The 12,720-nt window shown below is 63.8% G+C and carries 13 protein-coding genes; 9 read left to right on the top strand and 4 right to left on the bottom strand.

Annotated elements, in window-relative coordinates:
• Window positions 1–2 precede the first annotated feature (2 nt).
• Genes hpnA through hpnE form a run of 7 tightly spaced genes read left to right on the top strand, consistent with a single transcriptional unit; the run spans window position 3 to window position 7,123 of the window.
• Window positions 3–989: a hopanoid-associated sugar epimerase gene (gene hpnA / locus VMS96_04345; GenBank protein HVP42634.1), complete on the top strand. Its 987-nt coding sequence runs from the start codon at window positions 3–5 to the stop codon at window positions 987–989.
• Window positions 982–1,698: a hypothetical protein gene (locus VMS96_04350; protein ID HVP42635.1), complete on the top strand. Its 717-nt coding sequence runs from the start codon at window positions 982–984 to the stop codon at window positions 1,696–1,698. The genes hpnA and VMS96_04350 overlap by 8 nt, the downstream gene beginning before the upstream one ends.
• A complete protein-coding gene (locus tag VMS96_04355; protein ID HVP42636.1) occupies window positions 1,699–2,820 on the top strand; it encodes a zinc-dependent dehydrogenase in 1,122 nt (373 codons plus the stop codon).
• An 11-nt stretch (window positions 2,821–2,831) separates the two neighbouring features.
• Window positions 2,832–3,869 carry a zinc-binding dehydrogenase gene (locus tag VMS96_04360; protein ID HVP42637.1) on the top strand — a complete coding sequence of 346 codons (1,038 nt, stop codon included), beginning with the start codon at window positions 2,832–2,834 and terminating at the stop codon, window positions 3,867–3,869.
• Window positions 3,870–3,897: 28 nt separating this feature from the next.
• A complete protein-coding gene (hpnC, locus tag VMS96_04365; protein ID HVP42638.1) occupies window positions 3,898–4,842 on the top strand; it encodes a squalene synthase HpnC in 945 nt (314 codons plus the stop codon).
• Entirely contained in the window at window positions 4,839–5,732 is an 894-nt protein-coding gene (locus VMS96_04370) for a phytoene/squalene synthase family protein (protein HVP42639.1), read from the top strand. The genes hpnC and VMS96_04370 overlap by 4 nt, the downstream gene beginning before the upstream one ends.
• Window positions 5,729–7,123, top strand: a complete 1,395-nt coding sequence (hpnE, locus tag VMS96_04375; GenBank protein ID HVP42640.1) for a hydroxysqualene dehydroxylase HpnE — start codon at window positions 5,729–5,731, stop codon at window positions 7,121–7,123. Before VMS96_04370 ends, hpnE begins: the two co-directional genes overlap by 4 nt.
• Before the next feature lie 33 nt (window positions 7,124–7,156).
• On the opposite strand, the gene VMS96_04380 is transcribed toward hpnE, so the two are convergent.
• From VMS96_04380 to hpnJ, 3 genes are read right to left on the bottom strand one after another with little or no spacing between them, the layout of a single operon-like run.
• Window positions 7,157–7,540 carry a hypothetical protein gene (locus VMS96_04380; GenBank protein HVP42641.1) on the bottom strand — a complete coding sequence of 128 codons (384 nt, stop codon included), beginning with the start codon at window positions 7,538–7,540 and terminating at the stop codon, window positions 7,157–7,159.
• Complete coding sequence (locus VMS96_04385; GenBank protein HVP42642.1) at window positions 7,537–7,941, bottom strand: hypothetical protein; 405 nt, start codon at window positions 7,939–7,941, stop codon at window positions 7,537–7,539. Before VMS96_04385 ends, VMS96_04380 begins: the two co-directional genes overlap by 4 nt.
• Window positions 7,942–7,950: 9 nt before the next feature.
• Window positions 7,951–9,462 carry a hopanoid biosynthesis associated radical SAM protein HpnJ gene (gene hpnJ / locus VMS96_04390; GenBank protein ID HVP42643.1) on the bottom strand — a complete coding sequence of 504 codons (1,512 nt, stop codon included), beginning with the start codon at window positions 9,460–9,462 and terminating at the stop codon, window positions 7,951–7,953.
• A gap of 231 nt (window positions 9,463–9,693) precedes the next feature.
• On the opposite strand from hpnJ, the gene VMS96_04395 reads away from it, so the two are divergent.
• Window positions 9,694–10,617, top strand: coding sequence for a hypothetical protein (locus VMS96_04395; GenBank protein HVP42644.1), 924 nt, complete (start codon window positions 9,694–9,696; stop codon window positions 10,615–10,617).
• Window positions 10,618–10,819: 202 nt separating this feature from the next.
• Here VMS96_04395 and tnpA read toward each other — a convergent pair whose 3' ends face one another.
• Entirely contained in the window at window positions 10,820–11,266 is a 447-nt protein-coding gene (tnpA, locus tag VMS96_04400; protein ID HVP42645.1) for an IS200/IS605 family transposase, read from the bottom strand.
• An 801-nt stretch (window positions 11,267–12,067) separates the two neighbouring features.
• Here tnpA and VMS96_04405 point away from each other — a divergent pair.
• The coding region (locus VMS96_04405) for an isocitrate lyase (GenBank protein ID HVP42646.1) at window positions 12,068–12,720 on the top strand (653 nt) is incomplete at its 3' end.

The raw sequence follows: 12,720 nt of genomic DNA on the forward strand, positions 1-12,720 counted from the left end.
TTATGAAGGTCTTTGTCACAGGAGCGACCGGCTTCGTAGGAAGCCACGTCGCGCGCGCTCTTTCTCAACAAGGGGCAGAGCTTCGCCTGCTGGTACGCAAGACCAGCCGCTGCGATCTCATCGACTCGCTGCCGGCGGAGCGGGTCATCGGTGACCTGCGGCAGCCGGAGACGCTCCGCGCGGCGATCGAGGGCTGCGAGATGGCCTTCCACGTGGCGGCGGACTACCGCCTGTGGGTGCCGGACGCGGACGAGATGTATCGCTCCAACGTGGAGGGGACCCGGGCCCTGATCCAGATGGCGCGGGCCGCCGGGGTGCGGCGTATCGTGTACACCTCGACGGTGGCGACCATGGGCTTCACCACCAACGGGCGCCCGGCGGACGAAGAGTCGCCGGTCGCGCTGGCCGACATGATCGGCCACTACAAGCGGTCCAAGTTCATGGCCGAGCAGGTCGCGCTGGAAGCCGGGCGCAGCGGAGTGGACGTGGTCGTGGTGAATCCGACGGCGCCGATCGGGGAGCAGGACATCAAGCCCACGCCCACCGGCCGGATCGTGGTCGATTTCTTGAAAAAGAAGTTCCCGGCCTATGTCGACACCGGGATGAATCTGGTGGACGTGGCCGAGGTCGCGAAGGGACATGTGCTGGCGGCGGAAAAGGCGCGCCCCGGAGAACGCTACATCCTGGGCGGCGAGAACCTGACGCTCAAGCAGATCCTGGACAAGCTGGCCGGCATCACCGGCTTGCCCTCGCCCAAGGTGAAGCTGCCGTATGCGATGGCGCTGGCCACGGGTGCGGTCGATACCCTGGTCACCGGTCGATTGTTGAGGCGCGAGCCGCGAGTGACCCTGGACGCGGTGCGCATGGGCCGCAAGAGGATGTTCGCCTCTTCCGCGAAAGCGGAGCGCGAGCTAGGTTGGAAAGTCACGCCGGTGGGCGATGCCCTGCGGCGTGCCGTCGAGTGGTTCCGGAAGAATGGCTATGCCTAAGGTCGGCATCATCGCCGCCATGGAGCGGGAGGTTGCGGGGCTGGTCAGGCCCTGGCACAGCGGCCTGGTCGAATCGCGGGGCAGGCGCTGGAAGGCATTCCAGACGCATCGCGCGGTGCTGGTGTGCTCGGGCATCGGCGCGCTGGCCGCGGGGCGCGCAGCCGAGGCGGTCGCCGGCATGGGCGTGGAGGTGCTCATCTCCGCCGGCTTTGCCGGGGCCCTGGTGCCGGGCATGCGGGCAGGCGGTCCGCTCACTCCGGAGGTCGTGGTTGACGCCGAAACCGGCGCGCGCTTCCGCGCCATCTTCGGCGGAGGGACGCTGGTCAGCGCCGGCCGCGTGGCTGGCGAGCAAGAGAAATTGGAACTGGCCCACCGCTACGACGCCCAGGGCGTGGACATGGAGGCGGCGACGGTGGCGGGCGTGGCGGAACGGCACGGGTGCAGTTTCTTGGCAGTGAAGGCGATTTCCGACACGCTGGAGGCCGTCTTGCCGCCGGTCGAGCCGTTCATTGACGACGAGGGCCAGTTCCGTGCCGCGCCGTTCTTGGCTCACGTCGCTGTCCGGCCGCATTTGTGGCGCAGCGTGGCCCGCCTGGCCGCCAACCAGCGCAGGGCCGCACAGACCATTTGCGGCGTGCTGGATGCCATCCTGCAGGTCGAAGACCTGCGCAGCGTGCGCAAGCTGAAGCCGAGTTTCAGGGTGTTCTAGATGCCCGTCGCTCTCCAATCCGGCAAAAGCACCGGCCAGAAGGCGGTGCCCGCGACCATGCTGGCCGCGGTGTATCGCGGCAAGGACGAAGTGCGCATGGAGACCGTCCCGGTCCCGGAGATCGGGGCTGGCGAACTGCTCATCCGCGTCCACACCTGCGGCATCTGCGGCACGGACTTGAAGAAGATCTCCACCGGATCGCACTCGGCGCCGCGCATCTTCGGGCACGAGACCGCGGGCATGGTCGCCGCCGTCGGCGCTGGCGTGCGCGAATTCAAGGCCGGCGACCGGGTCATGGCTTTTCACCACATCCCCTGCGGGCAATGTTATTACTGCCGGCACAAGGTGTTCGCGCAGTGTCCGGTGTACAAGAAGGTGGGCTGCACCGCCGGGTTCGAGCCCAGCGGCGGGGGGTTCGCCGAGTACGTCCGGGTGATGGACTGGATCGTGCAGAAGGGTGTGGTGAAGATACCGGCCGGCGTCTCTTACGAGCAGGCGGCGTTCACCGAGCCGGTCAACACCTGCATGAAGGGTCTTGAGACCCTGGACCTGCAGCGCGAGGAGACGGTGGTGGTCATTGGGCAAGGGCCGATCGGGATCATTTTGGGATGCCTCGCCAGACGATATGGTGCCCGTGTAATTACTTCCGATTTGCACCGCCGCAGGCTTACAATAGCGGAGTCGTTTGGGCTCAAGGAAACCATTGACGCGTCGCAGGACGATACCCTCGCGCGGGTGCGCGAATACACCGAAGGCCGGGGGGCTGACGCGGCCGTTCTGGCCACAGCAGGAGACAGCTTGATCCCCCTCGCTCTGGATGCTGCGCGTCCGGGCGGGCGGGTGCTGTTGTTCGCCCAGACCGTCCGGGGTAGGGCCTCCATCGACCCGGCCGCGATTTGCGTGGACGAGAAGGCGCTTCTGGGCTCGTACAGCGCCTCCGTGGATTTACAGGACGAAGCAGTGCGGTTCGTGATGGGCGGGGAGATGGACCTGACCCGCCTGATCTCGCACCGTTTTTTACTGGGGCAGGCGGTGGAAGCGTTAAGATTGGCTGCTCATCCCCAGCCGGACTCGATGAAGGTGATGGTTCAGCCGGGCAGTTCTTGGGAAGGAAACGGATAGTGAACGGACACATGACAGCGGCAGTCCTCTATGGCAAAGAGGACGTGAAGATCGAGAAGGTACCGATCCCTCGGGTGGGCGAAGGTGAAGTCCTGGTCAAGGTGGAGGTCGCGCTGACTTGCGGCACCGATGTCAAGGTGTACCAGCGCGGCTACCACGCCCGCATGATCGTCCCCCCGGCGTTGTTCGGGCATGAGCTGGCCGGGGTCGTCGAAGAGGTCGGCCCCAACGTCCGTGGCTTCCGGAAGGGCATGCGGGTGGTGGCCCTGAATTCGGCCCCCTGCCAGATGTGCTTCTACTGCTCCAAGCATCAGGAGAACCTCTGCGAAGACCTGCTGTTCAACAACGGCGCCTACGCCGAGTACATCAAGATCCCCCGCCGCATCGTCGAGAGCAACATGCTGGCCATCCCCAACAACGTCAGCTTCGAAGAAGCAGCCATGGCCGAACCGCTGGCCTGCGTGCTGCGCGGCCTGCACGAGACCAACGTCGAGATCGGCGACACCGTGGTGGTGATCGGTGGCGGCCCCATCGGCCTGATGTTCGTTCAGGTAGCGAAACTGGCCGGCTGCAACGTGATCGCCGTGGTCAAGCGGGATGCCCAGGTCACCGCGGCCAAGCGCTTCGGCGCCGACGATATCGTGCAGATCGCCGACGTGGAAGACGCAGTGGAGGCGGTGCGCTCCCTCAGCCCCGACCGCCGTGGCGCCGACGTCGTCATCGAGGCCGTGGGCCGTCCCCAGGCCTGGGAATGGGCCGTGGACATGGTCCGCAAGGGCGGCACCGTGAACTTCTTCGGCGGTTGCGCCAGCGGCACCCGCGTGGCCCTGGACACCAACCGGCTGCATTACTCGGAGATCACCTTGAAGGCCACCTTCCACCACACCCCGGAAGGGGTGCGGAAAGCCTTCGCCCTGATCACCGAGAAGAAGATTCGGGGTACCGATTACATCACCGGCGAAGCGCCGCTCTCCCGGCTGCAGCAGGTGCTGCGGCACATGCTCAACCGCAACGGGGACATCAAGACCGCCATCATCCCCGGGCACTGAGCCCCGGAATCCGGGAGTCGTGCGCCCTATGTCATCGACCATCAGCCACGGTTCCCGATTTGCTGAGCAGCTTGAGGCGGGATGGCGCGCGCTACCCCCTGAATACGCCTTCCCCGAGCACGCCCCCACCCTGGCCGAGGCCCGGGCTTATTGCGAGCGCCTGGCGCGCACCCATTACGAGAACTTCTCCGTCGCCACCTGGTTTCTTCCCCGCCGGCTGTGGCCGCATTTTCACAGCATCTACGCTTATTGCCGGATCGCGGATGACCTTGGGGACGAGGTGCAGGACAGCGCGCAAGCCCTGGCCCTGCTGGACGCTTGGGAGCGCGAACTGGATGCCTGCTACGACGGCGAGCCGCGTCACCCCGTCTTTGTCGCCCTGCGGGAGACGGTGCGGGCCTGCGACATTCCCAGACACGAGTTCTCCGATCTTCTGAAGGCCTTTCGCCAGGACCAGACCGTCCACCGCTATGAGACCTTCGAGGACTTGCTGGGATACTGCCGCTATTCGGCGAATCCTGTGGGCCATCTGGTCCTGTACGCTTGCGGCTACCGCGACCAGGAACGGCAGCTGCTTTCCGACCACACCTGCACCGCCCTGCAACTGGCGAACTTCTGGCAGGACGTGATCGTGGACTACGCCAAGGACCGCATCTACCTGCCGCTGGAGAGCCTGCGCCGCTTCGGAGTCAGCGAGCAGCAGATCGCGGAACGCCGGGCCACGCCGCAATTCCTCGAACTGATGCGCTTCGAGGTCGGGCGCGCACGCGAGTGGTTCGCGCGAGGCCTGCCCCTGGTCAAGAAGGTGGATCCGGAGCTGGCCGTCGATATCGAGCTGTTCAGCCGCGGCGGGCAGGCGATCCTGGACGCGATCGAGCGCCAAGGCTTCGACGTTCTGAAGCAACGGCCGGTGATTTCCAAGCCGCGGAAGCTGGGGCTGGTCCTGACGGCGGCCGCGAGGAAGCTCTTGTGACCTCGCAGCTCGAGCACGCTTACGACGTCTGTCGCGGCGTCACCCGCTCGGCCGCCAAGAATTTCTTCTATGCCTTTCTGGTGCTGCCCAAGCACAAGCGCGACGCTCTGTGCGCGGTCTATGCGTTCATGCGGTACTCCGATGACATTTGCGACCTCCCTGGACTCACCCTCGAGCAGCGCAAGGAGAAGCTCGCTGCCTGGCTGGATGCCCTGCATCGCGTGCTGGGGGGAGAAGCCACCGACGATCCGGTGCTGATGGCGGTGGCCGACGCGCAGAAGAACTTCTCCATCCGCCCTGAACTGTTCGACCAGCTGGTGTACGGCACCGCCATGGACCTCCCCGCGGGCGGTGGTGGCGCCATCGTTTACCGCACCTTCGACGAACTGCAGAAATATTGCTATTACGTGGCGTCGGTGGTCGGGCTGGTGGCCATCCGCGTCTTCGGATATCGCGATCCCAGGGCGGAGCCCCTGGCGGAGCAGTGCGGCATCGCCTTCCAGCTCACCAATATCCTGCGCGACGTGAAGGAAGACGCCGGCATGGGCCGCATCTATCTCCCCGAGGAAGACCTGGCCCGCTTCGGGCGCTCGCCGGCGGACCTGGACCCGGCGCGGTTGAGCAATGGATTTGACGTGGGGCCGCTGCGTCCGGTGCTGCAACTGCTGGCCGACCGCGCTCGCAGCTTTTACGCCGCGGCCAACGACCTGATGCCACTCATCGACGAGGACAGCCGCGCGGCACTGTGGACGCTGGTCGAGATCTACCGCCGGCTGCTGGAGAAGATCGCGCGCCGCGGCTACGACGTCTTCAGCCAGCGGGTGGGGCTGACGGTCGCCGAGAAACTGGGCGTGCTGTCGCGAGGGTTCCTGCTGCGGCTGACCCCATGAACAGCGCTCCCACGGTGGCCATCGCCGGAGCCGGCCTCGCCGGTTTGGCCGCCGGATGCGCTCTCTCCGACGCCGGCTACCGTGTCACCATCTTCGAGAAGCGGCCCTACGTCGGCGGCCGTGCCTCCTCCTACGAGCATCCGGGCACCGGCGAAGTCGTCGATAACTGCCAGCATGTGCTGCTCGGGTGCTGCACCAACCTGATCGATCTTTATCGCCGCATCGGGGTCGAGCAGAACATCTGCTGGTACGACCGGCTGACCTTTCTCGAGCCGGGTGGACGGCGCTCCGACATCGAGCCTTCCTTCCTGCCCGCGCCGTTCCATAACACGCTCTCGTTCCTGGCTGCGCAATCGCTTTCATGGGCCGACAAAGTCGCCATCGGGCGCGCTCTGATGTCCATCCTGCGTCGTTTGCCGAAGGAGACGGGAGAATCGTTCCTGGAGTGGCTCCGCTGCAAAGGGCAGACGCAGCGGGCGATCGATCGCTTCTGGAAGGTGGTGCTGGTCAGCGCCCTGAACGAAGACCTGGACCGCATGTCGGTCTATTACGCTGCGCAGGTCTTCCGCGAATCGTTCCTGAAGTCTGCCGAGGGCGGACGCATGGGCGTGCCCAATGTGCCGCTCACCGAACTCTATGGCGCGGCCGGCCAGTACATCCGCGCGCGAGGCGGCGAGGTTCGGTTGCGGGCGGCGGTGGAGTCCATCCGTCCCCGGCCCGACGACGCCCTTCTCTGTGTGAACGGGGAGGAGGTCCGCTGCGACTTCCTGGTCTCGGCGCTGCCGTTCCAGGCGCTGGACAAGGCTTTGCCCGACGACGCGGCCGCCGACGCGCTTCGCGCCCAACTGCGCCGCTTCGAGACTTCGCCCATCACCGGCATCCACTTCTGGTTCGACCGGCAGATCACGGACCTGGACCACGCGGTGCTGCTCGACCGCACCATCCAGTGGATGTTCCACAAGTCGAAGCTGCATGCGCAGGGCAGCGAGCAAGCCCGGGGCGGCAGCTACGTGGAGCTGGTCGTGAGCTCGTCGAAGTCGCTGGTCGAAAAACCGCGCAATGAGATCCTCGACCTCGCGCTGCGCGAATTGGCCGAATTCTTCCCCCTGGTGCGCCAGGCCGAGGTGCTGAAGTCCACCGTCATCAAGGAAGTGCACGCCACCTATTCGGCGCTGCCGCAATCCGACGAATACCGCCCAAGCAACGCCACCGCGTGGCCGCGTCTCTTCCTGGCGGGCGATTGGACGGCCAGCGGCTGGCCGGCCACCATGGAGGGCGCCGTGCGCAGCGGCTACATGGCCGCCGAAGCCCTCACGAAATCAGCAGGCCACGTAAGAACCTTTCTCCTACCCGATCTTCCCGCGTCCGGTCTAATGCGTCTCTTACCCTAGAACTCACTTGGTACTTGGTACCTGGTACTTCTTCTAAACCGCCAGCAGCGCGACCCCGCACGCCACCAGCAGCGCCGCGGCCCAGCGCCGGCGGTTCACGTCCTCTTTCAGATACAACTTGGCGGCGAACGCGTTCCCGATGAAGGTCAGGGAAGCGGCCGCCGGGCCGACCAGGCTCACATCCCCCCACGACAGGGCCACCAGCAAGCTGAAGAACGACACCGCCATGCAGGCGATCCCGACCGCGAAGTAAACGTTCCCGACCACAGCCTTGAGGACCGCGCCCAGTCCCCGATTGCGCCACAGTTCGCCCACGTGCCCGACTTCCTTCATGGCGCGCGCAGTCAGGACGTCTCCCGCCACCGAGCTGATCACCACGGCCGCGATCGCCAACCAGGTATGAAGAGGGGACATCATTTGCTGCCCTCAGTCGGCGGAGAGGACGGCGTGAGCGACGGCCCCTGCGTGACCACGGCCACGCCCAGGCTCACCAGGATGATCCCCGCCCAGCGGGTCAGGCTGATCTGCTCGTGCAGGAGGAAGCGGGCCATGAGCGCCAGCAGCACGTAGCCGAACGATGTGGCAGGAAGGACGTAGGTCAGGTCAGCCCAGGAGAGCGCCGTCATGTATCCGGAGAAGAATCCGATCAGCAGCAGGATGCCAAGTGCGACCCAGGGCGTGAAGACGAATCCGATGACGTGGGTGATGTCGCCGGCGCTCAGCGGTCCCGCCTGCTTCATGGCGTAAGAAAGGCAGATGTCGCCGCAGGAGCCGCACAGCACGATGGCGGCCAGCACCAGATATTTTCGGAAACTCACGCCGGGCGCCTAGACTTCGACCGCTTCCACCGCCGGCTTCGTCGCGTCGTCGGAAGGCCCCGCCGGCGGTTCGGCGACGTGCCGGGCGCGCTGTTCCTTGACGTAGCGGTTGCGCGCCGCCCGCAGCTTCAGGAACGCCTTGGCTTCCTTGTACAGCCGCCTGCGCTCGGTGGAATCGAAGAACGCCTTGCGCACGATGCGGAACACCGCCTTCGGCCGGAAATAATATTCGTCGTAGAAGCGGTGGACCATCTCCATCACGTACTCGCGGGGCAGGCCGGGATACTCGATGTGGGCCATCTGGTGGCCGCCCTCGTCCACCATCGCCTGCTCGTTGATGATGAAGCCGTTCTTTTTCGCGAAATCGTAGAGCTCGGTGCCGGGATAGGCATGGGCGAGCGAGACCTGGATGGTCTCGACATCCAGTTCTTTGGCGAAATCGATGGTGCGGCGGATGGACTCGCGGCTCTCGCCCGGCAGGCCCAGGATGAAGTCGCCGTGCACCACCAGGCCCAGCTTGCGACAGTCCTTGGTGAACTGGCGGGCGCGCTCCACCGTGGCGCCCTTCTTGATGTTCTTCAGGATCTGCGGGTCGCCGGATTCATAACCCACGATGAGCAGCCGGCACCCGGCGTCTTTCATCGCTTTCAGCGTGTCGTAGTCGGTGGTGACGCGCGAGGTGCACGACCAGGTCAGGTTCAGCGGCTTCAGCTTGCCGCAGAGCTCGATGGTGCGCGCCTTCTGGATATTGAAAGTGTCGTCGTCGAAGAAGAATTCCTTCACCCAGGGCCAGTAGTCTTTGGCTTTCGCCATCTCCCGGGCCACAGCGTCGGTGGAGCGGGTGCGCCACGGATGTCCGCTCAGGGTCTGCGGCCACAGACAGAAGGTGCACTGCGCCGGACAGCCGCGCGAGGTGTAGAGCGACACGAACGGATACAGGAGGAACGGTACGTTGTAGCGGCGCACGTCGAGGTCGCGCTGATAGACCGCGGTCACCTCGGGCAGGTCGTCGAGGTCGGCCACCGCCGGGCGGTCGGGGTTATGGACGACATGGCCGTTCCTACGATAGGACGCGCCCAGGATCTGCTCCAGCGGCTTGCCCTGGGCGAACTCGACCGTGGCGAAGTCGAACTCGCGGCGCACCACGAAATCGATGGCCGGGCACTCGCGCAGCGCCCGCTCCGGCTCGGTGGTCACCGGAGGCCCGACGAAAGCGATCTTCAGCTCAGGATTGGCGGCCTTCATGGCCTCGGCCAGACGCTGGTCGCCCTGCCATCCCGGGGTGCTGGTGAACAGCACCAGGAACTCGTAGTCCTTGCCGATCTCGATGGTCTGCTGCGCCGAGACGTGGTGCGGCGGGGCGTCGAGCAGCCGCGAGCCCTCCAGCATGCCGGCCGGGTAGGCCAGCCACACTGGATACCAGTACGACTCGATCTCGCGGGTGGCAGGCCAGCGAGAGCTTGCGCCGCCGTCAAAGTTCTCGAACGAAGGGGGATTAAGGAACAGCGTTTTCAATGGCATCGTCAGATTCTGCCTATACTAACACCCCGGCCCAGGAGCACGAAAGCTAATGCAAGCACAGGACTTAGGGAAAGAGTTCCGCTCCGTAGGATGGCAGATTTGCAGCCAACGGGGCAATAGATGCAGCGGGCGGAACAGCCTCAGTCCCAGAAGCGGCCTGACGGGTCCGACCCTCATCACAACGGCCATATTCGGGCACTTTTGGCTTGTTCGTTCTATCATAGGATAAGCATGAGCGACGGGGAGCAGCGAATCAGGGAGATCAAGGAACGGATGTCATGGTTCGAGAAGGCAGAAGCGAAATCACTTGCCTTGCTGCCGACCATTCCCGCAACCGCAGTGTACGTGGGACTCACGGGATGCGAACTTGACGTCGATTGCTTCGACGTTCTGCATGGAATTGCCGTCATACGCCGGGTAACAAATGCTCCTGGCATAGTTCATGTTTGTCGTGCCGCAGATTTGAAAAGGACTGATTATCTATCTGTGGCACGCTATTCCAGTGCCATTTCGAGCGAACTCGCTTTCGGCTTAGACGGCACCGACGATATTCGCCCCCTTCTAGAATCCGCGTGGCACACCGCGGCAATGATCAAGTTGCGTGGCCACACGACGCTCTGCTGCCCGTCATTTGCAACGCGGTCGTGGGACGCCCTTTGCGCCATTTCAGACAACAGTGTCACTTTCGGTATTCTCGACGATGTACCACGTCAAATTCGCGGAAACCGGGAAGCGAAGATAAGCGTTGGCGACCTCGAATGGGTCAGGAAGTACTGGGATGCGGCGCTCGATCTCCGTCGTACTGATGTGTCGCGGCGATTTGGTTTAGCGCTGAATCTTTCCTACACATGGAACCACACCTCAGACTTCCGAGTGGGACTGTTCAACCTTTGGGGTGGTCTTGAGGCTCTGTTCGCGGACAAGACTGACAGGCCGGTTACCCGGAGGGTTGTAGACAGAATTTGCGGATGGCTCTCGTCACTTACCCCACCCGATGTTGACAAGTCATACAACTTGCGCTGCGATGCCGTTCACGGTAGGCCATTCGCTGAAGCTGATTTGGTCGAGATTACCTGTTGGACTGATGAAATCCTCAGACAATCATTGATACATTGCATCGAGCAGCAGGAGGTTCCGCTGCCAGATTGGTCTTGACAGTCGAGGCCCCAGGAAATGGGGGAAATGGGCGAGTGGCCCACCCTTTCGTCCGCTTTGGCGCAGTTGGAGTATGGCTGCGCCGGCAGGCGCAGAATGAGAATAGCCCGGCAGTTCACTGCCGGGTAGGCTGTATCACCTGCGCGCAAAGTCCCGTAGGGACGACTGACGTAGAGCGGTGTTTCAACATCGCGAAGGCGCATCACCCGAACACGTACGCTTCGTCCCATTCGATCCCGTTCTTCTTCAAGAATGCCCGAAACTCGTCCTCGAAAGAGAACTTCTTGTGGTGCTCGGCCTGGGCATTGATGTAGGCGATTGTGTCCTCCACCTGTGATGCTCCCACCGTAAAGGCGCCGTACGCCTCCTGCCAATGCAGATCTTTGAACCCGTTCTCGTGGGCCCATTTCGAAGATCCGCCTTTGATGAATTGGATCGCCTTCGCAACCGCCATCCAGGACGGAATGGATAAAAGCAGATGAACGTGGTCTTCGATGCCGCCGATGGCAAGGGCGTGCATTCTGTTGGTGCGGGCGATGCCTCCCATGTACGGCCACAGATCGGCCTGATGCTCCGGGGTAATGGTTTTCTGCCGATGCTTGGTCGAGAACACGCAGTGAATGAGGAGGTTCGTGTAGGTGTGCGCCATGGGCGGGATTGTAGGCAGCGGGGCGTGCCCTGGACTAGGAATCGAGATTCCGCGATTCCCAACGATTCCCAATGTGGCACTAAAGTGCCCGACACCTCAGTCGTCCCTACGGGACTGGGTCGCAAACACCTCGCCTACCCGGCAGTGAACTGCCGGGCTACATTCATGCCGCCCTTCCCGGGCGGCTGACCCACACCACAAATCTGGAGCGACTTTTCTTATTTCAGACCACTGCTCCGTACAACGCTCCAACTCGCCCCGTTTCAGCCCCTTACAACCACTCCACTTATAGCTTTCAGCAATGTCAAGAACTTTTTTCGGCCGCCTGCAAGCTGCTGATTCCACTGTTCTTCCAATTCCAGACTCGCAGGTCATCAACTCGCGATTTGCTACTCTGGATGTAGCGGCCTTGGTCGCCCGCGCCCCTCGCGGAAGATCTTTGAAATCATCGCTCGCCGTGCCGTCCCCGACGGGACTGGCCTGCCTTTGGCCCATACCCAGGGCTCACGCCCTGGGCTAACGTATGCCATCCACTCCGCGGACTGGGCTTAACGCTGACCACTGGCCACTGACCAGCAACAACTCGACAACTCTCCGCCCGTAACTCCTTTAGACAACAACTCAGGTGGGAGGGGGAGGGGGTAGTTGTCGGGTAGCCTTTCTTTGTGTCCTTCGTGCGACCTTGGTGTCCATTGTGGTGAGTCTTTATTGGGCCGCCGACTGACGACTGGCGTGGCTCTGGTGCTATCCTCTGCACCTCTGGATTGGGGGACGGGTGGGCACCCGTTCAGGAGACCAGCCATGACCATCTTCGACCAGCAAGTGGAAGCGGTGCAGCGATGGTTCGCGAGTCCGCGGTTTGCGGGGATCGTGCGCCTGTACTCGGCGCGCGAGGTGGCGGAGCAGCAGGGCACCATCGCCAGCGACTGCACCGTGGCGCGCAAAGCGGCCGAGGAGTTCTATGCCCGCCTGCGCGAGCTGTTCTCCCAGCGCAAGTCGATCACGACCTTCGGTCCGTACTCGCCAGGGCAGGCCGTGACCATCAAGCGGATGGGCATCGAAGGTATCTACCTGGGCGGCTGGGCCACGTCCGCCAAAGGATCGTCGGCGGAGAATCCCGGCCCGGACCTGGCCAGCTATCCGCTGAGCCAGGTGCCGGACGAGGCGGCGGGCCTGGTGCGAGCGCTGCTGACGGCGGACAAGAACCAGCACTTCGCCCGCATGCGGATGAGCGTAGAGCAGCGCCGCGCGACCCCGGTGGTTGACTATCGACCGTTCATCATCGCCGACGCCGACACCGGCCACGGAGGGGACGCGCATGTGCGCAATCTGGTCCGCCGGTTCGTCGAGGTGGGAGTGCCCGGCTACCACATCGAGGACCAGAAGCCGGGGACGAAGAAGTGCGGCCACCAAGCGGGGAAGGTGCTGGTGGGCCAGGATGAGCAGATCCGGCG

This window comes from Terriglobales bacterium (genome assembly GCA_035543055.1).
GTDB lineage: Bacteria > Acidobacteriota > Terriglobia > Terriglobales > Acidobacteriaceae > JAIQFD01.

Coding starts and splice junctions, on each gene's coding strand:
- hpnJ (HVP42643.1), bottom strand. CDS start 9,462: ATGCCATTGAAAACGCTGTTCCTTAATCCCCCTTCGTTCGAGAACTTT.
- hpnC (HVP42638.1), top strand. CDS start 3,898: ATGTCATCGACCATCAGCCACGGTTCCCGATTTGCTGAGCAGCTTGAG.
- hpnA (HVP42634.1), top strand. CDS start 3: ATGAAGGTCTTTGTCACAGGAGCGACCGGCTTCGTAGGAAGCCACGTC.
- VMS96_04355 (HVP42636.1), top strand. CDS start 1,699: ATGCCCGTCGCTCTCCAATCCGGCAAAAGCACCGGCCAGAAGGCGGTG.
- VMS96_04360 (HVP42637.1), top strand. CDS start 2,832: ATGACAGCGGCAGTCCTCTATGGCAAAGAGGACGTGAAGATCGAGAAG.
- VMS96_04380 (HVP42641.1), bottom strand. CDS start 7,540: ATGATGTCCCCTCTTCATACCTGGTTGGCGATCGCGGCCGTGGTGATC.
- tnpA (HVP42645.1), bottom strand. CDS start 11,266: ATGGCGCACACCTACACGAACCTCCTCATTCACTGCGTGTTCTCGACC.
- VMS96_04395 (HVP42644.1), top strand. CDS start 9,694: ATGAGCGACGGGGAGCAGCGAATCAGGGAGATCAAGGAACGGATGTCA.
- VMS96_04350 (HVP42635.1), top strand. CDS start 982: ATGCCTAAGGTCGGCATCATCGCCGCCATGGAGCGGGAGGTTGCGGGG.
- hpnE (HVP42640.1), top strand. CDS start 5,729: ATGAACAGCGCTCCCACGGTGGCCATCGCCGGAGCCGGCCTCGCCGGT.